The sequence below is a fragment of the Nonomuraea glycinis genome, assembly GCF_035920485.1.
Lineage (GTDB): Bacteria > Actinomycetota > Actinomycetes > Streptosporangiales > Streptosporangiaceae > Nonomuraea > Nonomuraea glycinis.
In genome coordinates, this window is record NZ_CP109166.1 from 2,802,086 (window position 1) to 2,822,517 (window position 20,432).

The following is a 20,432-nucleotide window of genomic DNA, read 5'->3' on the forward strand; positions in this document are numbered from 1 at the left end:
CAGGTCGGCGCCGCGTCGATCGCCGTACTCGGCCCGTACGGCCGCGATCGTCCCGGGCGCGGCCCGCTCCGCGTACGGCTCGATCCGCTCGAAGGCCATGCAGGGCATGCTGTTGTTGTACGCGAACCGCTCGGCCAGCACCAGCAGCCTGATCGCGTCGCGGGGGGCCATGGCTTCCCGCAGCAGCCCCCAGGCGCCGAGCGAGAAGATCATCGAGCCGCACACCGGGTAGTCGAGGATGGGGTTGTCCTCGGTCAGCAGGTCGTAGCCCCGGATGATGGAGAACAGCTCCTCGCCGTACCGGACCTCTTCCGGAGGGGCGTGGTACGCGTACGCCGTCAAAGTGACCGACCCCGTGATGATCCCCCACGGCGTGGGATCCCCGCTCGGCGCCCCGGGCATGCGCAGGTCGTACGCCCGCTGGACGGCCAGGCGGTATTCCGCGAGCGCGGCGGCCGTCTCGCCGCGGGCGATGGCAAGCTCGGCCGCGCACAACGAGACGAGCGCCACCCCGCCGAACACCGCTTCGTTGTCGTGGATCCGGGTGAGCTCGGCGAGCTCGGCCGTCGCGGTGTCGAGGTCGCCGTCGGCGAGCGCGGAGACCAGCAGCAGCGCGCGGAGCTGGGTCTCGTCGTCGGTGGCGCCGAGCCGGCTCAGCACCGGGATGGCGATCCGGGCGTGTCGGACCGCCCGCCGGTGATCGCCGAGCCGCATGATCAGCTGGGCCAGCTCGGCGTGCATGATCGTGGCGGCCCACGGCCCCTCGTCCTCGTGGAGCATGGTCAGCACGCGCTCGGCCGCTTCGACCGCCGCGCCCATCTCTCCCGTGTTCTCCAGGACGTGCACGTTCATCTGCATCGCCGCCACGGCCACGTCACGGTCGGCGCTCCGGGACAACTCCGTAAGCCGGCGGCGCACGTCGGCGCCGTCGCCGCCGTCGCACGCGAGCAGCACCGTGGCCATCGCCGACAGGCGAGGATCCGTCGTGTCGCCGGTGGGCAGCACGCGGAGGAGATCGCGCAGCGGATCGTCGCGGCGGTCGGTGATGATCATGATGTTGGTGAGCATGATCATCAGCGCGCTCCTGGTCGCCTCGACGAGGTGCGGCGGCGGCACCCAGCCGGTGACCAGCCGGGTGATCGCGTCCCGGTGCACGAACACCCGGGAGTGGTCGCCACGGATCGACCACAGCGAGCCGACGCCGGACAGCAACTGCATCGCCGTGGCCCGGTCGGACTCGCCGAGAGCCTGCCGCAGCAGCTCGGCGAGGTTGCTCTCCTCGGCGTTCAACGCGTCGGCCGCCGCGAACTGCGCCGGGCTGAACAGCCGGAAAGCATGCTCGGAGGCGTAGGCCGTCGCCCAGTCCCGCTGCGCCGCCCGGGCGGGCGCCTCCTCGCCTGCCTCCTTCAGCCGCATCCGCCCGAACTCCCTGACGGTCTCCAGCATCCGGTAGCGGAGGCCGTACCTCGTCTCGCGGACGCTGAGCATCGAGTGCTCGGTCAGCGCGTCCACCACGTACAGGGCTTCCGGGCCGAGTACGTGCTCGGCCGCGGCCAGCGTGAACCCGTCGCCGAACAGCGACAACCACCGCAACGCCTGCCGTTCCGGCTCGTCCAGCAGATTCCACGACCAGTCGATGACCGCGAGCAGCGTCTGGTGCCGGTCGGGAGCCGTACGATTGCCGCCGCGCAGCAGGGCGAACCGGTCCGCCAGCCGTCGCGCGATCTCCTCCACCGCCATCACCCGCACCTTGGCCGCGGCCAGCTCGATCGCGAGCGGCAGCCCGTCGAGGCGGGCGACGACCTCCTTGACCGCTCCCTCGTCGATCCGCACCCCCGGACGGGCGGCCGTGGCCCGCTGGCGGAACAGCTCCGCCGCGTCGCCCGTGGGCAGCTCGCCGAGCAGGTAGACGCGCTCGGCGGGGATCGACAAGGGGGCGCGCGAGGTGATGAGCACCCGCAGGTCGCGGGTCGTCACGGTCAGGAACGCCACCAGGTCGGCGACGGCCTCGATCACGTGCTCGCAGTTGTCCAATATCAGCAACGCCGGAGCGAGGTCGAGATGCCGGGCGATCCGGGCGCGAACGTCGGAGCGCTGCTCGGCGGTCAGGACCCGCCGCCCGCTGACCGAGTCCCGGACCCCGAGCGCCGAGCCCACCTCGCCCACCACGCCCTCCGGCGAGGAGACGCCGACGAGCTCGACGAAGTGCGCGATGGGCTGGGTGGCGTTCCTGCCGACGACATGGGCCAGCCGCGTCTTGCCCAGCCCGCCGGGCCCGATGATGGAGACCACCCGGTTGGTCTGCAGCAGGGCGTGCACCGCCCGGATGTCGCCGTCGCGGCCGAGCAGCGAGGAACCGTCGAACAGGATGCCCGCACGCACCGGCCGATCGGCGACGAGGAGCTCGGCGTACACCCGGGCGAGCTCAGGCCCCGGGTCGGTGCCGAGCCGCGCGACCAGGCCCGCGCGGTAGCGCTCGTAACGCTCCAGAGCGGCAGCGGCGCCTCGTACGGCGGCCTCGCTGCGCAGCAGGCAGACGAGCAGGTCCTCGTCGTGCGGCCGCTCGGCGGCGGCGTCCTCCAGCAGCGGCAGCGCGCTCTCGTGCGCGCCGCCGCGGCTTCGCGCGATCGCCGCCACCCGGCGCGCCTCGGCCACCCACCCGGCGGCCAGGTCTCTCAGCTCGGCGAGCGGGCCCGTGGCGCCGTCCGAGCCACCGGCCACCAGCCCCATCGCCTCTTCGGCGCGGCGGCGGGCGAGCACCACGTCGTCCTCGCTCAGCGCGGCCCGTGCCCGCTCCACCAGCTCGCCGAGCAGCAGCGCATCCACCTGACCGGCCGGCAGTCCGAGCCGGTAGCCACCCGGCGTCCGCACGACGAGGTCGGCGCAGGTCGCCGCCCTGGTGCGGGAGATGACCACCTGCAGCGCCTTCGTCGGGTTGGCCGGCGTCTCCTCGGGCCACAGCGCCTCGACCAGCCGCTCGACACCGACCCCGGCGCGCCCGTGCATGGCGAGCACGGCCAGCAGCGTGTGCGCGCGATCGCCGACCACGCGCGCACCCTGCCAGCGGACGTCGTCGAGGAGGACCAGTCCGGGGGACACACCCTCAGCTTACGAACGAGTGCGCCCGCTCGTGGCAGGCGGATCCTTCGTCACGAGGAGATCGCGGATCACACCGTCAGGGGAGCCGCTCGTATGCCCTTTGGGTAAGAAGATCAGCCGTTCTGGACCGGGGTCGGCGGCTCGGCCACGATGGGGGGATGACGGAGAACCGATCAGCGCGGCCGCCGGTGACAGGCTCGCACCTGAACTGGGCGACGGCGCTGAGCGCTGTGGCGGCTGCGATCGCCGCCGTGGTCGCGGTGATCGCTTACCTGGCACCGCCGCCACCGGCTCAGCCCGACACGGTCGCTCCGGCCGGGCAGTCACCGTTACCGGATCGGGTCACACCCCGGCCCGAACCGCCGACCCCGACTCCGTCGCCCGATTCCAGCACTCCGGAGCAGCCAGAGCCTGAGCCCGAAACTGAGCCCGAGACTGAGCCAGAGCCAGAGCCGAGCCGCACGCGAAGGGCCCGGGAAACCTCCCCGCCGCTGGTGGTGGCGGTCCGGCCCCTCGGCTGTGACGAAACGATGACGGCGCTGGCCGGATACCGCCGGAACGCCGGTGGCACCCGCGGCAGCCAGGCAGCGGCGGCTCAGCAGACGTACCGCGATCTGATGGGCGCGGGCCTCGACGCGCAAGGAGCGGTGGGGGCGATGATCAGACGGCTGACCGCCGAATTCCAGGAGCTGAGCTTCCGCTTGTCCGGCATGGTCAGCAGCGATCCCGAACAGGTGATCGCGGACATCAACGCGGACTTCGCCGAGCTCAAGAGGCTGTGCGAAGCCACCTGACCTGCTCAAGCCCGGCGGGCGGCTGCTCCTGCGTACCCTCTCGTTCTTCGCCCAGCTCGGTCCCGACGACCGGCCCCGGTGTTCCCCGAGCCGCTCCTCACCCCCGAACGGCATGAAACTTTCATCCGTCCCGCCGAGATTACGGCTCCGCAGGACTGATCCCCGACCTGGTGGCACGCCTGACCCGTCCTCACGAGCTGCCAGGGCACAAGTTAACGCCGAGCCGAATCAGCGGCTCTCCATCGTCTCTATGGACGACTGAAAGGACCGACAATAACCTCCGGGCGTGCTCCGCCGACATCATGAGAAATGAGGTTGGAATTGACACGTGCCAAAGTACGTCGGGCGGTCGGCTCTGTCGCCATCGTCCTCGCAACGCTCGCGGCGATCCTGGTGCCCGTCACTCCCGCGCACGCCGCCTACGGCCCAGATCAGACCGTGTCCATCACAGTGACCTCGAATGCGGGCCCGTCCCTCATGCTCGCCCAGCTGACCGGCACGCTGGCGTTCGACGACGGGAACACGAAATTCAGGTACGCGCTCCGGCTGTGCTGGGGGAGCGGGGCCTACCCTATGCCGAACTTCTACGCCCTGGTCAACGGCAGCACCGTCGTCTATCCCTCCCAGACGGGCTCGACGACCGCGCCCGCCGGGTGCCAAGTGGCCCTGTTCCTCTACGACGGTGAATACACCCACTCCACCACCCTCACGAATGTCACTTTGTACGTGACGGGCGGCTGGTTCTATCCAGGCAACACTTACAACAGCCGCACCAAATCCGTGACCTACGACAACCCCTTCAACTGAGCCGTCGGGGATCGTTGTCACTCAGCTCGTCACGCACCCTCGCCGACGACCGTCGGCGAGAGTGCCGGCCGCCCTCCGCCTTGACCGCGCGGGCCGGCTTATCCCCACTTCCAGCTATCGCAGACCTGATGCCGTCTCGATATGCCGAACGACCAGCAGGAGATCAGGCGAGCGCAGCTCTCGCTCAAGCCGGATTACTCGATCCCCGAGAAGGTCACGCTGCACTTCCGTGAGAACAGCGCCGGAGTCCAGGCACTCGCTGACACATCCGCTGATCTCGAGGAGAACCGGGTCCGTGGAAGGCAGCAGACCAGGAAGACGTCGGCGGCGCCAAAACCACAACGCATGCAGCGCGGCTTCCCGTGGAGCGCCGTACCAGTACCAGCGAGCCTGAGAGTTCGGATTCGCCTCCTCGGCACGCGGAGATCGCCGACCGCCCTTTTTGGCCTCGCGGCGTCTTTCTGCGTACACCTGGAGCTCGACACGCAGGGCAGCGCGGCTGGCCTCGATGACATCCAGAGCACGGAGCAGCGCCGCCTCGTCGCGTTGGAACCTCCCGGCCCGGGACTCCAGGAAACTCAGCGTCGCCTCGAACCCAAGTGGTCGATACACCTGCACACAGGAGCGGAACGCTGACACCCGCCATGGGTAAGGCAGAGCGGGGTCACGCACCTTACGGGCGAAGTTGCCGAAGCTCACAAGCGAAGGCTAGCCAGATCGGCGGTGGAAGCGGCCTGGCCTTCTTGGCGGAGTCTTGGGGATCGGGCCGCCAGGGGGAGCCTAGGCTGGGATGGATCCGCAGGTCACGCCTCTGAGGAGGAAGCCATGGCGAAGTTCATGGACGTGCATCACGGCATGACGGGCATCACCGACGAGCAGCTCAAGCAAGCGCACACCGCCGACCTCGAGATCCAGAGCGAGGAAGGGGTGACCTTCCAGCACGCGTGGGCGGACCCTGACGAGGGCGTCGTCTACTGCCTGTCGGAGGCGCCGGACGCGGATGCCGTACAGCGCATCCACCAGCGGGCGGGGCACCCGGCCGACGAGATCCACAGGGTAGCGCTGACCGTCTGACCAGCCGCGGACCTACTACCCCGTAGACCTGGCGCTTGAGCTGCTTACGGCGATCCTGGTCAGATCTTCTTGCCGACACCGGCATAGGCGCCCAGGACCGCTCCAGGCGGGATCGGCTCCTCCGGGCGCCACTTGGCCGCCGACACCAACCCCGGCTCGACGAGCTCGAAGCCCTCGAAGAACCGGGACACCTCTTCATGGGTGCGGTTGGTGAACAGCAGCGGTCCGGTGTTGTAGCTGTCGGCCAGGGCCGCCATCTTCTCCGGCTCGAAGTCGGCGGTCAGATGGGTGAGGGCCAGGTAGGAGCCGGGGCAGGTCACCTCGGTGAACTGCTTGACGGCGCCCCACGGGTCGTCCTCGTCCCGTATGTGCATCAGAGTGCCGACGATGATGACGGCGACGGGCTTGGAGAAGTCCAGCAGCTCAAGGGTCTTGGGGTGGGTGAGGATGCTCTGCGGGTCGCGCAGGTCAGCCTCGATGTAGGCGGTCCTGCCCTGCGTCGAGCTGCGCAGCAGGGCCCGAGCGTGCACCATCACGATCGGGTCGTTGTCGACATAGACGACCTGCGCCGCCGGGTTGACCCCCTGGGCCACCTCATGGGTGTTGCCCGCGGTAGGGATACCGGTGCCGATGTCCAGGAACTGCGTGACGCCCTGCTGGGCGATGTGACTGACCGCCCGGCGGAGGAACGCGCGGTTCTCCCGCGCCCCCATCACCACACCCGGCGTCGCGGCGATGGCCGCCTCGGCCACCTTCCGGTCAGCCTCGAAGTTGTCCTTGCCACCGAGCCAGTAGTCGTACACCCGAGCCGGATGCGGCACCGAGACATCAATCTTGGATGGTTCATGGTCTGGGGCGGACCCTCGTTCGAAGGAATTCCTCGGCTCTTCTTTCACTGGGCGCCTCCAGAACCACTCGCGAACTCGGCATGACCTTAACGGCTCAGCATCCCGACAAATCAGGACGTTCACGAAATCTAGGCGACGCAACACCCAGGCGACCAGCCTCAACCGGCACTCTTCTTACTCGCGACGATCATGCAGATCTCTTGCTATGCGGGTCCGGCCGTGTTGGGCTCCTGCCGTGAGCAAAAAGTGGTACCCCGACGAACTCGCGCTTCCTCTTGCCTTCCCGAACCGCCGCTTCCGTCTCTGGAGCTACGTGCCCACGCATAGTGGCCTCGTCGTACGGACGGAGTTCGAGCCTGACGCGCCCCATATCGAACTGCTCTTCCAGGTCGTCCACCTGATCAACCTTCCGACCAGGATGAACGGGCTCGTGGTCGCTGTCGGTGAGAACAGTGGAGCGTCGGGCGTGACATTCACCGTGAGCGGCGATGACTTCTCGGGCCACGTCATCGCGTCGTACCTGTGTCTTGGCGTGGAGGAACGATCAAAATACAGTCCGGTCTCAATCTTCCATGGCTTGCTGAGCAGCGAATTCCCGCCCGAGCCACGCGCTCCCGCCTGATCATCCCCGAGCCGGAGCGCCCACCGGAGGCGCTATCTGCGACGGCGCAGCACCACCCTGGCGAGCCAGACGATGGTGGGTAAGAGCATCAACAGAACGGCGAAGCCGGCTCCGACAGCGAGCTCGGCGCCGCCCCACAGCTGGATCGCAGGATCATCGTCGTCCACCTTGCGAGGTTAGCCGCGAAGAGGAACGGATGTGCCCTGCCCCCTCGGTGGTTGCGGCTCGGCTGCATGTGCCTGCGCGAAGCGATATTGCGCCCCCGCGCACTCACCGCGGTTTCCCCCGAGAATCTTTTACTTCTTGGATCGAGCAGGCCGATGGCGCCCTGTGCCTCTGCCGAAGTTGGGGTGCCGTCCGCGTGGCCGTACCCCAGGCACAGAGGAGCGCAAGAACCTCTGCGCCGACATGGGACGACACAGGTAAGGCGGCGTTCCGCGTATGTGCCGGATCTTGGATGCTGTCTCTCCATAGGCCTGACTGACGGGCGATCACGCAGGACCTATGACGCCAGGTCGTGTCTGACGATCATCTGGTCGGTTCGGATAGCAGGAGACTCCCGAGGTCGGCAGAAGCCCGGCGCGATAACATCATGATCATGATGGATTGGGGGCTTCGGCCGGCTTCGATGGCCGACGTCGAGGCGGTGGCCGAGTTGCGGGCGGTGGTGCTGAGGGCGGATCTTGAGCGGCTCGGACGGTACGACGAGCAGCGTGTACGGCAGCGACTGCGGGATGGTTTCACGCCGGCGCACACATGGACGATCGAGGTGGGCGGTGCCTTGGCCGGCTGCGTGGCGCTGCGGCCGACCAGCGACGCCACCTGGTTGGAGCACTTCTACCTGGCCCCGGACCTGCAGGGCAAGGGCCTCGGTTCTGCCGTGCTGAGCAGCCTGCTGGAACGGTGCGACCGAGAAGACACCCTGATCCGGCTGAACGTGCTGCAGGGCAGTCCGGCCCGTCGGCTGTACGAGCGGCACGGGTTCCGGTCGATCCGGGGCGCGCTGAGGCGGGCCGCCCGGGACGCGACGCTGTCGCGTGGCGGCTCCTGGGAGGGGGTTCCGACGTGAACTGCTACCACAGGATTTCTCGGCGTCTCGCCCACATCTCAGGCAATAGCTGCGATGTCCCCATCGTCGAAGTAGATCGACTGATGGAGCTGACCGCCGAGCGCAGTGGCGTACCGGGCGAGAACGTCCTGTCCGGAGATCTTGCCTTGTTCGATCTGCGAAACGCGGCCCTTGGTGACTCCCATGCGCTGTGCGATGTCCTGCTGGGTCATCCCCCGACTACGGCGGATCTCGGCAAGCCGGTGTCCTTGCACCTTGGCGAGGAGTTCCTGCTTGCCCGCCTCCACGACTTCCTCGCCACCGGCACGTTCGACGTGCTCAGCACGGATGTCCTTCCAGCGCGCATATCCCGTCACGATCCGCCCTCCTCCGCCTGTCGTTCCTTCATGTAGACCTCGTAGCGCTGCTCGGCGATCGGGATGGCCTGCCTGTACCAGGCGTTCCACCGCCCGGCCTTATCACCCGCGACCAGCAGGATGCTGGATCGCCACGGATCGAAGGCAAACAAGATCCGCACCGTCCCCGGTCGCAGCTCCTTCAAGTTCTGCAGACGTGAAGCAGTGATTGTATCGACCAGCGGCCGCCCCAGACCTGGCCCTCCTTCAGCAAGCAGATCGATCGCTTGCACGACACGCTTATGCGTCGCGTCGTCGAGCTGCTCAATCCATTCGCGCACCTCGTCGACGATGTAGACGTCCCACTCGTCGGCCACATACCGCAGTATAGCGAATAGTATACCTCTCTACCCGGAAACCAGCGCACCAGGTGCCGCCCTGCGCCGCACGACAGCTCATCGGCTGCTTCAGCACGCTCCCCGCCAGCGTGCGGGCAAGATTCTTAATAGACGCGCCTCGACCTGCGTGTTGGACGCTCCGTGCATACCCGTTAGTGACCGCTGTTGGCCCTCTTGCTGGCCCGTTGATGGCCCGACGGTCCGTCCACCCGGCAAGGACCTACCCGCCACCAGGCACGTAGGCCCGGGAACTTCTCATGCTGTGCGACGGCGCGGAGCCGAAGGTGCTGCTTGTACTACCGTCGAGCCCATGCACGCTACCCATTGATCTTGCCCATCGCATGGCATGCCTGCCTCTAGGCAATTCGGACTCTGTGTGAGCTGACATGAAGCTCCGCGACTTGGACGCGATGAGCGTCCTTGTCGTACTTGGAGTACGCAAATGTCGCTCGTCACCCTTGGATCCCTCACGGTCCTCTTGGTGCTTCTCCCGATCCCCGTCGCCGCCTTCGTGGCGATCTTCTCCGACCGGAAGCACCGTCACGCAGTGGTGGTTCTTCGTCTGCTCGTCCGGGCGCTCACGGAGATCGTCAGTCGTAAGCAGACGCCGTAGTCACTCAGTTAGTCACGCACCCTCGCCAACGATCTTCGGCGAGGGTGCGTTTTTGCTGGTGGAGCCTAGGAGATTCGAACTCCTGACTTCCTGCTTGCAAATCGGTCGGATCTTGGGCCGTACAGGCCGTGACCTGGGCGGCGGGCTCACCGCGAATGACCGCGGCTGACCGCTGTTGACCGCCCTTAATGGCCCGCTAATGGCCCGACGATCCGGGAGGGTCCTGCGAGACCCTCGTCCGCCACCGACGTGCGAAGACGCGACCTCCCCACCGCAACCCGCGAAGGAAAAGCCGGACCAACCCGAAGAGGAATGCGATCTCGAACAACAAGGAGCACATGAGCAGGACTTCGCTGAGCGACTCCCTACCGTTCTCACGCGCCCATCCGATGAGTACGGAAGCGGCGGCCATGCCCAGCGCATACCCGAGCATCGCCAAAGCCTCGTTGTACCCAGCTCGCATGAGTTGATCTTAGGCCCGCCCCAACGCGGTCAAGGCTTTACGAATCCGTCCGAGGACTGCACCATGAGCAGCTCCGCCGGCGCCCCTGCGACGGGCACGACGTCCGTGACGGACCTCTTCCTTATCAGGACCGTCCCGGCCGTGGTCCAGGACTCTCAGCCCAGTTCCGGCATCTCCAGGAGTTCACTGGCATGGGCCGGGTTGTCAACGCTCCGCCCGGCCTCAAGGTCGACCCAGCGGAAGTCGTCCACTCGTGCTCTCATCGTCCAATGATCGCGCAGAGAACTGAGATCCGGGTGCACTGTCAGCTTGGGAAGCCTCTATCGCGCCTGGCCGCTGAGCTGGCGAAACGCTGACCTGCGAGGGAGGGCTCCGATTACCCATGGGTCCCCGTGAGTCCCCCTTGATCACCCTCCTAACGGGCACGCGAGAGGTGGAGGACTGCTCGGGCTTTCGATGATCTTGTAGTCTGGCGCGATGGCAGGTCCGAGAGTAGTACCCGCTCTGTGTATCTTCCCCGGTTGCGCTCGCGTTCTCCACTGAATGCTGTGCTGTTTGCCTCATTCTGAGGTGATCTTCTTCAGTCTTCCTTGACATGGAAACGACCTATATGACGAGGGGCGCTCAAGCCGGTCCGGTATCGGCCAAGGCGGTAGCCAGCCCCAGATCTTCGATTGCCTAGAACCCGCGAGCGTTGGAGGGTCAATATGGCGGACGGACAGCATGGGCCTGAGGTAGCAAGACGTGTCCTCTTGAACCGGAAAACACTGGTCCTGAGCCTGCTCAGTGTGGCGAGCTGGATGGTTGGCATCGCCGGTCACTACTTCTATCTGTGGCTCGACTACGGCTATATGTCCTTTGGGTTTTACATCTTCCTGGTGATCTGGTCGCCACTCGCGACCATCTTCACCCTGATCTGGGTGGTTGTCACCTGGCGGCGGCATGGACCGGCATCGGCGACCCCGATCATCGCCGTAGGACTTATGGTGGCCGTGATCCTCGTCGCAGTCCCCTGGGCGCGCGTTTTTCCCCAGACATGGTTTGCGGTGAACCGCGCAGAGTTCACTGCCCTGGCACGCATGGCCGACCACGGGCAGCTTCAGGTCGAACCCATGGTAGAGGGCTTGGATTCAGTACGGCTTCCGTCTCACTTCCGCTCACTGACCCTTGGTCACAGCCAAGCGTGGGATGAGAGGCAGCCGGACAGAAAGCAGCAGCGTGTGCTCTTCCTCCCCCTCATGGACAAGGAAACGGTCGGATTCGCCTACGTTTACGGCGGGCCGTGTACCGGCACCAGTTCCTGTGCTCAGCCCAACGACGATGATCTGCCTTCTTTCTATCGTCCCGGCATCCAGCTTGGCCACGGTTGGTGGTGGGTCAGATGAACGTGACGGTGGCTGGGCCTTTCTTCTTGCTCTCGCGTTGCCATGATGCCCGGTGAGCCGGTACTGAGGAACGAAGTGCCGGCTCGTCGATCGCCCCCGACCGTGTGGAGAGATTAGCCAGCATCGGGCGATCGTAAGGGTGGTATCTGGGCGGCGGTGCGGCCCCGGTGTGGCGAGTTCGTTGGGTGCGGCGGGCGGGCGGTGCGGCGGGCGGCCCGATTTCCGCTGCCGTTCGGGACCGGCGCCCACGCCGCATGCCCGGACGGCGGGCGGGTGGAGGGCCGTGCGGCGGCGCGGCGCGCCGCCGCTTGATACCTATAAGAACAATTCGGCAATATCACTCGTGGGGCTGTGGCGCTCCGAGTAGGCGGGTGCCGTCGTGGCTGCGGATGGCCGGCGCCTGGTCGTGGTGCATGGCGTCGAGAACGCGGATGGCGAATGCCTCGGATGCGAGTCCTTGGACCTCGTCCGCGGTGACCCAGCGGAAGGCTCGGGTCTCGTCGGTTTCGGTGAGCCGGCCGCCGATGACTTTGCATCGGAAGACCAGGGCGACGATGCCGCGGGTCATGTTCTTGTAGACACCGGTCAAGGTGACGGGCTCGACGTGCAGGCCGGTCTCTTCGTGGATCTCCCGGAGAAGGCCGCTCGTGATGTCCTCGTCGCGCTCCAGGACTCCGCCAGGTGCTTCCCAGTGGCCGTTGTCTCTGCGCTGGGTGAGAAGTGCACGGCCCTGGCCGTCGATGATCACGCCTGCCGCGCTGACGGAATGCGTGTTGTGGTGATCCATCGGATTACCTCCGGGGCTGCTGATCGCTATTGTCGAGCTGCGGTTTCGGAGGTCCTCGGGCCGCTGGAAGAGCCGGTCTGACTCGTGTGGCCAGGGTGGACAACGACGGTCCGGCTCGGTCCTGTCGTGCGGCTACCCTCCCACCATGACGATCACGTTCACCGCTCAGGTCGCCGGAGCTTACGAACACCCTGAGGATGAATGCATGTCCGCCGGTGTGAGCGAAACCGAAGCCGGTGATGGCATGATGCTCACCTTCCAGTGCTGCACCTATGAGCCTGACGATCAGGACATCGCCCTGGGCTGGGACACCTACTGCGTTGTTACCGCCGACCAGGGCACCGCCTATGGAGCCGTCCAAGAACTCACTCTGCGGGGCAACGTGCTGCGTGTTGTCTTCGACGTCGACGCCTTGGAGGCACTCGGTCTACCCGAACCCGAGATGGAGGCCGTTCTCGATGTGGACGAGCAATCCCTCGGACAGCTTCGGCAAGGGCTGCGACACATCCTTGCCTACGGTCGTGCTGACGCCCGCCCTAAGGTTCTGGAGCTGTAGAAGGTTGCCGCTGTAGCTGCACTTTGCAGCTGTACAAGATCGAAAAGGCCACTTCCCGATCATGGGATGTGGCCTTCGACGTGCGGTGGAGCCTAGGAGATTCGAACTCCTGACTTCCTGCTTGCAAACGGGAGCCAACCACGAGTTATTGAGGCATCCCCCATGCTCAGGCGTGCGCTGGCGGGCGTCAGAGTGAGGCGCTGTGCGGACCTGTTGCTGTACTTCTCTGCTGTAGTGCGCCACGAGGCGTTGTGTGACCGAGTGGAGGTGAAAGGACTCCATCGCCTGGCTGTCGCGGCAGTCGGGTGGAGCTGAGGGCAGCCTGATCCGGGGGACGCCGGGGAGGGTGGGAAGCAGCCCTGACAACGGGGAGACGGGCCAGGACTGCCAGATGGCTTGGGCTCCTCTAGCGAGACGAGAAGGTGCACGCGAGAAACCAGTGCTAAAGCCCCGTAAGTGAGGTGCCGGCTCCAACCTGGTGGATATGGGCCGGTGTGCAGTGCGTGACCGCCCGGGTCATCACCCGAGGTGGTCAACTCCGAAGCCGGTCGACAGCGCCGGTGGGGAGGCCACGCTGAAGGTCTGCGGCGTAAGCGTGGCGATGCTGTCGGGGCATGAGCTGGGCGCCTCCCTCGTCGATCGGTCACGCAGTGAACGTGGGAACCGCCCGCGGTCGCTTCCGGTTTCGGTCTGCCAGACCGAGGCCGGGGGCAGGTCCGTCGCCGACTGACGGCCGTGAGCGGGACGGAGGTCTCGTAGTAGTCCGAGGGCGGGAAAGCCGCCCGCATGGCGAAGGAGACCAGCAGATCCGCAGGGAAGGATGCTGGAATGCCGGGAGCGCGTCGGTGAACATCGATGATCTGGAGGCGGCCCTGCTCGGGGCTGAGCGCCGGGTACTGGAGATCCAGACCAAACTGCACCGTTGGGCGGCCGATGATTCCGGTCGCCGGTTCGACGACCTGTTCAACCTGGTGTGTGACCCGGCCTTCCTGCTGGTGGGCTGGAATCGGGTGCGGGGCAACAAGGGGGCACGCACGGCCGGGACCGACGGCAAGACCGTCATCTCCATCCAGGCCCGTATCGGCGTGGAGGAGTTCCTGGCCGGGCTGCGGACCAGCCTGAAGGGCGGAGTGTTTCGCCCGTTGCCGGTGCGCGAGCGGATGATCCCCAAGCCGGGAACGGCCAAGCGCCGCCGGTTAGGGATCCCGACCGTGGCCGACCGGGTGGTCCAGGCGTCCTTGAAGCTGGTGTTGGAGCCGATCTTCGAGGCGGATTTCCAGCCGTGTTCCTACGGCTTTCGCCCGAACCGGCGCGCGCATGACGCGGTGTCGGAGGTTCAGTATCTGGCCAGTCGCTCTTATGAGTGGGTGGTGGAGGCCGACATCGCGGCCTGCTTTGACGAGATCTCCCATCCGGCCCTGATGGACCGGATCCGCGGACGGATCTCTGATAAACGGGTGCTCGCGCTGATCAAGGCGTTCCTGAAAGCCGGGATCCTCGGGGAGGATCAGGTGCGCAGGAACACCGACACCGGCATCCCGCAGGGCGGGATCTTGTCACCGTTGCTGGCCAATGTGGCCTTGTCGGTCCTGGACGAGCATTTCGCTGCCCAGGTCGGCGACTACTTCAGCAGGCGACGGCGTCGCAGCCACGGGCTGGCCAACTACCGGCTGATCCGGTATGCGGACGACTTCGTGGTGGTGGTCTCCGGACGCAAAGAGCACGCCGAAGCCGTACTGGAGGAGGTAGCGGAGGTTCTTTCCCCGCTGGGGCTGCGGCTCGCAGTGGATAAGACCCGCGTCGTGCACATCAACCAGGGCCTCGACTTCCTGGGCTGGCGCATCCAGCGTCACCGCAAGCGAGGCACCAAAGATCAGCACTACGTCTACACCTACCCGTCGAAGAAGGCGCTGCACGCCATCACGGCGAAGGTCAAGGACTGGTGCTGGAAGGACGTGAACATGCCGTTCCCGACCCTGGCGCATCGGCTCAATCAGATGCTCCGGGGCTGGACGGCCTACTTTCGGCCTGGCGTCTCCAGCGCCACGTTCGGCTATCTCAGCCACGTGCTCTGGAGGCAGGTCTTCGGCTGGCTCCGGCGCAAACATCGCCGCACCACCTGGAGACAGCTCCGACGCCAGTACTGCCGAGGAGGCTGGTGGCCGGCCACCAGCGAGGCAACGCTGTTCAACCCGGCGACGGTCAGCACTACCCGATACCGCTACCGGGGAACAGCCATCCCCTCGCCCTGGCCACTCACGGCATGACGAACCATCCCCCGCAACGGGATCTGTGGAGAGCCGGATGCGGTGAAAGTCGCACGTCCGGTTCGGGAGGCGGGCCGAGGAGACGGGTCGAAATCGATACCGCGCCCCGGCTCGACCTCACCAGCAACCCACCCTCCTCATCCGCCTCCAGCCCACCCGAGCACCGGAGACCGCGTGACAGAGATCGCCCCGATCACGCCATGACAGCACATATCAACAACAGTGACAGCCCGTAGAGCCCGATGGCGAAGTGCAGGACCACCCACAGCCGATGAAGGCGGATGCGATGCAACCGGGGGAAGGCACGGTAGTGATCAGTGCGTGCTTCTACCAACCTCTCATCAGTGCCCAGTACCCCTCGCTCCGCGAGGTCTTTGGTCAAAGCACGCGCCTGAGACAGGTGGTAGGAAGCCCTCTCGTAGTACTTCGAGACAGCAACAGCGCCATACAGGCCAGCCATCAAGATAAAGACGCACAAGGGCAGGACGTACAGCGAGAAGCGCTGCTGAACGATCAGAGCGCTCAAGGCGGCCGTGATGATAATCAGAAGGTTGCTTAGCGTCGAGCGCTGAGTCTCACACTGGCGTAACTGCTCCCGATGTTCCTTCCAGTAGGCGCGTATCGCTTCATCCGAGATCTCGGCCATTGACTCCACCCCACGTGCATCCGGATACCATGTGTTGTACGGACCGCCCTGGTTCGCAAGCGAACCTCGACCAGTGGAGACATCGTACCGTGAGAGTCTTTATCAGCAGCGTACGGAAGGGCTTGGAGGAAGAGCGTGACTCCCTCCCTGGTTTGATCACCGCGTTGGGCCATACGCCAGTGCGCTTCGAAGACTTCTCAGCCCAGACCACTCCGAGCAGAGAGGCATGCCTGGACGCTCTGGATTCCGCAGATGTCTGTCTGTTCCTTTTGGGTCCTAACTATGGTCACGTGTTCCCGGAAACTGGACAGTCGGCCACACATGACGAATGGGTGCAGGCGCAACGTCTGGGGAAGCCACGGCTGGTCTACCGTAAGAACGGGGTGAGATTCGAGCCCGACCAGCACGCATTCACGCGCATCGTGGAGGCGTATGCGACGGGTGTTTTTCGGGACTCCTTCTCCAACAGTATTGAGCTTCAAACCAAGGTCGTCAAAGGCTTGCGCGAGCTGGATTCAAAGCCATCTCCCCTAGACTTTAGAAGATTGACCCAGAAGCCTCCCCTGACCTGGATCGCAGATGACGATAGAGGAAATTCACTTGGTAGCAGCCAAGGCTCTCTACTCGAACTACACGTGCTACCAGTGGATCACCCGGGATACTCGGCTCGCGAGATGGACCAATTCATTGATTCGCTGGTGAGCCGGGTCCGCGAGACCAAATACATCGAGAGTGGCCAGGCGCTCAACCTTTTCAGATCTCAGGATCACGCAGCTGTCAGTATCGAGAACGATCGGCGTCGGGTATGGGACAAACCCCAGAACGGGGAGATCAGGGAAGTTCGACTGTATAAGACGGGGCAGGTCTCCGTTCGGTCAAGCCTCCCCAGAGACCAGATGGGCTCAATTTTGGATCCTGAAGTCCTACCAAAGCAGCTCGCTGAGATGCTGCGATTTATAGGAGCGTTGGGCATTATCCAAGAAGGACATGTCGTCGTGGCAGCCGGCGTGCCATCGGATGGAGTCATCAGCGTCGATACCTTTGATCAACATCGCTCGCGGTCCCGTGCCCAGCCGTTGGGCTTTGGCCGTTCGGTTGCCATGTACCGCACTGAACCGGACGAGTCCGTCAGCGTGGCAGCTTTGGAGAACGGAGCTCACGAAGTCGGCGGCGACCTTTCCCGAGCACTGTTTGATCGGCTACTGACGTAATCATTTGTAGGCCCCTGATTCAGCAGACCGCTCCGTCCTGGTGAACCTCGTTCTCCGGCCTCCTCAAGTACCGGGCCTCTCACGGCAGGCGTGCCATCCCCATCGTGGCGCTGGGCTAGACGCTCCGTGCACCGAGAACCTGCTTGCCCGGTGGCAAGCGACCCTTACCGCAGGGTCGCAGGTTTTCAGGCGGAGCAGCCACCCTGCTCGGTTGATCGAGGCCGTGGTCGGGCGCGTGTGTACGGTGGTGCGAATGCGTCCGAATGTCGGGACGTTGCTGTCAGCACTGCTGTCACCCCAGCCATGGTCAACCGGTGCCGGGGCCCGACGAAGGAGGGCCTCGGCGTCGATCGCCCCAGCCCTGGTCGGCGAGTGGCGAAGTGAGCGATCGTCACGGCCTCAACTGGTGGCATCGTGCTCAGTGGAGCGCACGGCGCCGAAGGCCTACAGATAGCACTGAATGCCTACAGATGATGACATAATCTCAGCATGCCACAAGGACGATCTCCGATTCCTGCAGCCCTAAAGAGAGAGTTGCTTGTAGAGGCAGGGCATCGCTGCGCTATTCCTACGTGTCGCGCCCCTGCACCTTTGGAGTTCGAGCACATTGAGGAGTGGGCAAAGGTCAAGCGACACGACTTCGCAAACATGATTGTACTTTGTGCCAATTGCCACGGCCGCAAGGGATCCGGGCCAAACCAAATTGACAGAAAGTCGCTACACCAATATAAGGCCAATCTTTCCCTTGTAAATAGCCGCTATGGCGAACTGGAACGGCGAGTGCTTACTTACTACGCACAGCGACCCGACCTCGGCGCCATTTGGCTTCCGAGCAATATGCAATTGCTGATGATGTTTCTGCTTCAAGATGGCTATTTTGCGCGAGATGAAGTTATGGATGTTCGAGTTCGTACAGAGACTAGAATCTTCAGCGAGATAGAAGCCGTATCTCAGTGCTATGTTATTACTGATAAGGGAATGCAATTTGTGAAGAGATGGGCAGCCGCACTGCCACTCGAATAACGCGTGGGAATTCAATGAGCCTATCGACTGAGATGCCAATGGCGTTGCCTTGCGTACTATTCCTTTCTGCGCGTTAATAGCGAGGTTATCGTGTCCGCATAACACGCCATCCTCGATTTATATAACCCTTAGACTCATGATTAGGTCGAGCAGTACGTCCCCTGCCACTGCCTTCACTCTGTGAACGACGCTGCAGTAGTACTTCTTGCGCCGGGCCGCTTATAAACTCCCCCAGAAGTCGATCGTGTGTTTCTAGGGACATATCATTATGGGAGGCAACGGCCACACTGAGGATATCGTTCAGCGAGTTCCTGAATCTGACCTTAAGGGCGTACTTTCTAGAAAACACACCAAACAAAGCAAGAGCAATTTCGGCTATGTCTACAGTTAGTGGGATGCATCGCATCTCTGTAGTTGCAAGGAATTCTAAGCGTCGCAAAGCAGCCCTGCGGCTCTCTCTAGGGAGCTCTCGAATGCAGCCAGCGAGCAAATCGAAGCGCTTGGTGTTTATTGCTTCTGCAATCGCCAAATGTGAGTATTCGACGACCCGCGGGAAATCTATTCCAAATTCCATTACAAACTTATCCGTACGCCTTTGCATGGCGCGCCGGCGTTGGTTTGACGATCGATCATTGATCTGCTTAAGATATGTATACTGAGCCCCTTGGCTTCGCAAGATCTGCAATAGTGGTATATAGTATTGATTCTCTCGATAACTTCCTCCCTGGACTAGTAGTAACTCCTGGGCACATATAGAGCTTATGGCCTTCTGATCTACATCCACGCGCTTATTTCGTGAGATTGCATAGCTGATAATCTGAGTATCAACCAGGTTCATATTAGCTGAGCACCACCTACGGTGGTCGATTCGACCGATGCTGACAGTTGCCATCTTGCCTGATCACTTCGTTGTCGTCGACCCGCCGCCCAGCAGCGAGGCAACAATAGGGCGTTGATTGGCCTCACGTACGTACTCATCCGGTCGGCTGTAGCGACTCGTTCGCTATTCAGCTGTTCATGCTGCCCGCTGTTGCGGTTATGTAGCGCGTGGGCGGTGCGGCCGCGACCGGCCGAAGAGCCGCAGCGCGGCCAGCGACCGCCCGACGCGCGGCAGGCCGCCGCAGGCGGGCTGCCCTTGATGACGTGGAGATAAGTTGCTTTCTGGGCTGCCCGTAGCTGTGTCTGGAGATGTCTGTGAGCTACTTGAGGCATGGCTGGGCAGTGGTCCAGATGCGGGTCATGCTGCTGAGGTAGGTGGCTGCTGGTCCTCGGTCGTCGGTGTGCGATAGGTGCATGACGGGGGCGTTGGCTGCTGGTGTGCCGTAGGCGTGGGTGTTGACGAGAAGGTGATCGTCGGCGTGGTAGATGGAGTTGTAGAGCACGGTCCGGTGTAGGCGGATCTCGACGCCTGGGACGTCACGCAGCGATCGGTACAGCGTGAGCGCGTTCCTGACTCTCGCTGCCATGACCTCGGCTCCGATCCCCTCGTCGACGCCACGCGTGGCCACCTCCTCCCCCTCGGGGTCGCCGAGAAGGATGCGCACCGTGACGCCGGCCTTGGCGCGGTCGGTGAGGGTGTCGAGGATGCCCCGGTCCTCGGCGAGGAACAGCGCGCTATAGGCCAGGATGCCGATCTCTCGCCTGGCTCCGCCGAAGAGGTTGCGCCAGATCGTCTGTGGGATGGCCCAGCGGTGTGGGTAGATGGCCTGTATGCCGTCGGCGAGTGCCTGGTGTCGTGGCGCAACCTCGGGCCATAGCTCGGCTTCGTCGACGTGGAGCAGGTCGGCGACGGCCCACCGGTGGCGCGGATAGGGCACGCGCCCGTGGAGCCATCGGCTGACGGTTTTGGGGTCGACGGCCAGGGCTGCGGCGACGTCGGTGGTGTTGAGGCGGGCGGCGGCCAGTGCGTAGCGGAGGTTGTCGTTCATGGGGCCGGCCTGTTCCTCTCGCGAGTTGACCCTTGTGCTGCGACGTTAACATCAGACGTCCCTAGACGTCCCCAAGTTGTGGTGTTCCCGCCCCCGCCCGTGGGGCGACGCTCGACGCACAACGACCGGGCACGAATGTCAGGGAGGACCAGGATGCAGGCGAGCCGGACCGTCAAGGAGCAGCAACGGGCCTACACCGAGCGGCTGCTGACCGCGCTGGGCGAGCAGCTGAACGCGCGCGATATCTCGGCGGTGCTCATCGGCACCCCGGACGGCCGTCCGGCGCTGGATGTGATCGACAGCCGGTGCCGGATGCGGCGGGTGTTCGTGCACCTGTCGTTCTGCTGGTTCTATTGGGGCGACCAGGACGACGAGCGGGTGTCGTTCCTGCAGATGGCCGGCGCGGTGGACCGGATCGAGCAGGCCGCTGAGGACGGCTGGCATGACGGCGCGCAGGGTGATCTCAAGGTCGACCTGGACAAGATCCTCGACGGTTACCGCGGCTGA

20 protein-coding genes and 1 pseudogene are annotated in these 20,432 nt (G+C 64.5%); 13 read left to right on the plus strand and 8 right to left on the minus strand.

Features of this window, described 5'->3' with window-relative positions; translation table 11 throughout:
• Positions 1-1,635 precede the first annotated feature (1,635 nt).
• Positions 1,636-3,006, minus strand: a pseudogene (locus tag OHA68_RS12950) (ATP-binding protein); the annotation flags it as partial.
• A 623-nt stretch (positions 3,007-3,629) separates the two neighbouring features.
• Here OHA68_RS12950 and OHA68_RS12955 point away from each other — a divergent pair.
• The 4 genes from OHA68_RS12955 to OHA68_RS12970 all read left to right on the plus strand — a co-directional run bounded on the left by OHA68_RS12955 (position 3,630) and on the right by OHA68_RS12970 (position 5,774).
• The gene (locus tag OHA68_RS12955; RefSeq protein WP_327107865.1) at positions 3,630-3,893 is read left to right on the plus strand and encodes a hypothetical protein; all 264 of its coding nucleotides are present in this window, start codon (positions 3,630-3,632) and stop codon (positions 3,891-3,893) included.
• Positions 3,894-4,214: 321 nt separating this feature from the next.
• The gene (locus tag OHA68_RS12960; RefSeq protein WP_327107866.1) at positions 4,215-4,700 is read left to right on the plus strand and encodes a hypothetical protein; all 486 of its coding nucleotides are present in this window, start codon (positions 4,215-4,217) and stop codon (positions 4,698-4,700) included.
• A gap of 141 nt (positions 4,701-4,841) precedes the next feature.
• Positions 4,842-5,336, plus strand: a complete 495-nt coding sequence (locus OHA68_RS12965; protein ID WP_327107867.1) for a hypothetical protein — start codon at positions 4,842-4,844, stop codon at positions 5,334-5,336.
• Between the two features lie 189 nt (positions 5,337-5,525).
• Positions 5,526-5,774, plus strand: coding sequence for an SCO4226 family nickel-binding protein (locus OHA68_RS12970; protein WP_189137618.1), 249 nt, complete (start codon positions 5,526-5,528; stop codon positions 5,772-5,774).
• Between the two features lie 59 nt (positions 5,775-5,833).
• Here the strand turns inward: OHA68_RS12970 and OHA68_RS12975 are convergent, their stop codons facing one another.
• Positions 5,834-6,670 (minus strand): SAM-dependent methyltransferase, encoded by an 837-nt coding sequence (locus OHA68_RS12975; RefSeq protein ID WP_407674438.1) that lies wholly within the window; start codon positions 6,668-6,670, stop codon positions 5,834-5,836.
• 187 nt (positions 6,671-6,857) lie between these two features.
• Between OHA68_RS12975 and OHA68_RS12980 the strand changes: the two genes are divergently transcribed.
• Complete coding sequence (locus OHA68_RS12980; protein WP_327107868.1) at positions 6,858-7,244, plus strand: hypothetical protein; 387 nt, start codon at positions 6,858-6,860, stop codon at positions 7,242-7,244.
• A 32-nt stretch (positions 7,245-7,276) separates the two neighbouring features.
• Here OHA68_RS12980 and OHA68_RS12985 read toward each other — a convergent pair whose 3' ends face one another.
• Positions 7,277-7,411: a hypothetical protein gene (locus tag OHA68_RS12985; RefSeq protein WP_327107869.1), complete on the minus strand. Its 135-nt coding sequence runs from the start codon at positions 7,409-7,411 to the stop codon at positions 7,277-7,279.
• A gap of 431 nt (positions 7,412-7,842) precedes the next feature.
• On the opposite strand from OHA68_RS12985, the gene OHA68_RS12990 reads away from it, so the two are divergent.
• Entirely contained in the window at positions 7,843-8,313 is a 471-nt protein-coding gene (locus OHA68_RS12990) for a GNAT family N-acetyltransferase (RefSeq protein ID WP_327107870.1), read from the plus strand.
• 38 nt (positions 8,314-8,351) lie between these two features.
• On the opposite strand, the gene OHA68_RS12995 is transcribed toward OHA68_RS12990, so the two are convergent.
• Together OHA68_RS12995 and OHA68_RS13000 are read right to left on the minus strand one after the other, a co-directional pair.
• Complete coding sequence (locus tag OHA68_RS12995; RefSeq protein WP_327107871.1) at positions 8,352-8,669, minus strand: helix-turn-helix domain-containing protein; 318 nt, start codon at positions 8,667-8,669, stop codon at positions 8,352-8,354.
• The gene (locus tag OHA68_RS13000; protein WP_327107872.1) at positions 8,666-9,025 is read right to left on the minus strand and encodes a type II toxin-antitoxin system RelE/ParE family toxin; all 360 of its coding nucleotides are present in this window, start codon (positions 9,023-9,025) and stop codon (positions 8,666-8,668) included. The genes OHA68_RS12995 and OHA68_RS13000 overlap by 4 nt, the downstream gene beginning before the upstream one ends.
• Before the next feature lie 463 nt (positions 9,026-9,488).
• Here OHA68_RS13000 and OHA68_RS13005 point away from each other — a divergent pair, with 463 nt between their 5' ends.
• Complete coding sequence (locus OHA68_RS13005) at positions 9,489-9,659, plus strand: hypothetical protein (protein ID WP_327107873.1); 171 nt, start codon at positions 9,489-9,491, stop codon at positions 9,657-9,659.
• Positions 9,660-10,829: 1,170 nt separating this feature from the next.
• Positions 10,830-11,507, plus strand: a complete 678-nt coding sequence (locus OHA68_RS13010) for an SLC41A family transporter (protein ID WP_327107874.1) — start codon at positions 10,830-10,832, stop codon at positions 11,505-11,507.
• Between the two features lie 337 nt (positions 11,508-11,844).
• Here the strand turns inward: OHA68_RS13010 and OHA68_RS13015 are convergent, their stop codons facing one another.
• A complete protein-coding gene (locus OHA68_RS13015; protein WP_327107875.1) occupies positions 11,845-12,294 on the minus strand; it encodes an NUDIX hydrolase in 450 nt (149 codons plus the stop codon).
• Between the two features lie 145 nt (positions 12,295-12,439).
• Between OHA68_RS13015 and OHA68_RS13020 the strand changes: the two genes are divergently transcribed.
• Both OHA68_RS13020 and ltrA read left to right on the plus strand, forming a co-directional pair.
• A complete protein-coding gene (locus OHA68_RS13020) occupies positions 12,440-12,850 on the plus strand; it encodes an Imm10 family immunity protein (protein ID WP_327107876.1) in 411 nt (136 codons plus the stop codon).
• A gap of 845 nt (positions 12,851-13,695) precedes the next feature.
• Positions 13,696-15,117 carry a group II intron reverse transcriptase/maturase gene (gene ltrA / locus OHA68_RS13025; protein WP_327107877.1) on the plus strand — a complete coding sequence of 474 codons (1,422 nt, stop codon included), beginning with the start codon at positions 13,696-13,698 and terminating at the stop codon, positions 15,115-15,117.
• Positions 15,118-15,310: 193 nt separating this feature from the next.
• Here ltrA and OHA68_RS13030 read toward each other — a convergent pair whose 3' ends face one another.
• Positions 15,311-15,763, minus strand: a complete 453-nt coding sequence (locus OHA68_RS13030) for a hypothetical protein (protein ID WP_327107878.1) — start codon at positions 15,761-15,763, stop codon at positions 15,311-15,313.
• A gap of 29 nt (positions 15,764-15,792) precedes the next feature.
• Between OHA68_RS13030 and OHA68_RS13035 the strand changes: the two genes are divergently transcribed.
• Positions 15,793-16,974 carry a DUF4062 domain-containing protein gene (locus tag OHA68_RS13035; protein ID WP_327109500.1) on the plus strand — a complete coding sequence of 394 codons (1,182 nt, stop codon included), beginning with the start codon at positions 15,793-15,795 and terminating at the stop codon, positions 16,972-16,974.
• Between the two features lie 489 nt (positions 16,975-17,463).
• Positions 17,464-17,997, plus strand: coding sequence for an HNH endonuclease (locus OHA68_RS45300; RefSeq protein ID WP_407674439.1), 534 nt, complete (start codon positions 17,464-17,466; stop codon positions 17,995-17,997).
• A gap of 1,199 nt (positions 17,998-19,196) precedes the next feature.
• Here OHA68_RS45300 and OHA68_RS13040 read toward each other — a convergent pair.
• Positions 19,197-19,925, minus strand: a complete 729-nt coding sequence (locus OHA68_RS13040; RefSeq protein WP_327107879.1) for an XRE family transcriptional regulator — start codon at positions 19,923-19,925, stop codon at positions 19,197-19,199.
• A gap of 153 nt (positions 19,926-20,078) precedes the next feature.
• Here OHA68_RS13040 and OHA68_RS13045 point away from each other — a divergent pair, with 153 nt between their 5' ends.
• Entirely contained in the window at positions 20,079-20,432 is a 354-nt protein-coding gene (locus tag OHA68_RS13045; RefSeq protein WP_327107880.1) for a hypothetical protein, read from the plus strand.

Excerpts from the sequence above, each read along its gene's own strand:
- OHA68_RS12955 (WP_327107865.1), top strand. The coding sequence starts at position 3,630 with ATGACGGCGCTGGCCGGATACCGCCGGAACGCCGGTGGCACCCGCGGC.
- OHA68_RS12965 (WP_327107867.1), top strand. The coding sequence starts at position 4,842 with ATGCCGAACGACCAGCAGGAGATCAGGCGAGCGCAGCTCTCGCTCAAG.
- OHA68_RS12970 (WP_189137618.1), top strand. The coding sequence starts at position 5,526 with ATGGCGAAGTTCATGGACGTGCATCACGGCATGACGGGCATCACCGAC.
- OHA68_RS12990 (WP_327107870.1), top strand. The coding sequence starts at position 7,843 with ATGATGGATTGGGGGCTTCGGCCGGCTTCGATGGCCGACGTCGAGGCG.
- OHA68_RS13005 (WP_327107873.1), top strand. The coding sequence starts at position 9,489 with ATGTCGCTCGTCACCCTTGGATCCCTCACGGTCCTCTTGGTGCTTCTC.
- OHA68_RS13010 (WP_327107874.1), top strand. The coding sequence starts at position 10,830 with ATGGCGGACGGACAGCATGGGCCTGAGGTAGCAAGACGTGTCCTCTTG.
- OHA68_RS13015 (WP_327107875.1), bottom strand. The coding sequence starts at position 12,294 with ATGGATCACCACAACACGCATTCCGTCAGCGCGGCAGGCGTGATCATC.
- OHA68_RS13020 (WP_327107876.1), top strand. The coding sequence starts at position 12,440 with ATGACGATCACGTTCACCGCTCAGGTCGCCGGAGCTTACGAACACCCT.
- OHA68_RS13030 (WP_327107878.1), bottom strand. The coding sequence starts at position 15,763 with ATGGCCGAGATCTCGGATGAAGCGATACGCGCCTACTGGAAGGAACAT.
- OHA68_RS13035 (WP_327109500.1), top strand. The coding sequence starts at position 15,793 with ATGTGTTGTACGGACCGCCCTGGTTCGCAAGCGAACCTCGACCAGTGG.
- OHA68_RS45300 (WP_407674439.1), top strand. The coding sequence starts at position 17,464 with ATGCCACAAGGACGATCTCCGATTCCTGCAGCCCTAAAGAGAGAGTTG.
- OHA68_RS13040 (WP_327107879.1), bottom strand. The coding sequence starts at position 19,925 with ATGAACGACAACCTCCGCTACGCACTGGCCGCCGCCCGCCTCAACACC.
- OHA68_RS13045 (WP_327107880.1), top strand. The coding sequence starts at position 20,079 with ATGCAGGCGAGCCGGACCGTCAAGGAGCAGCAACGGGCCTACACCGAG.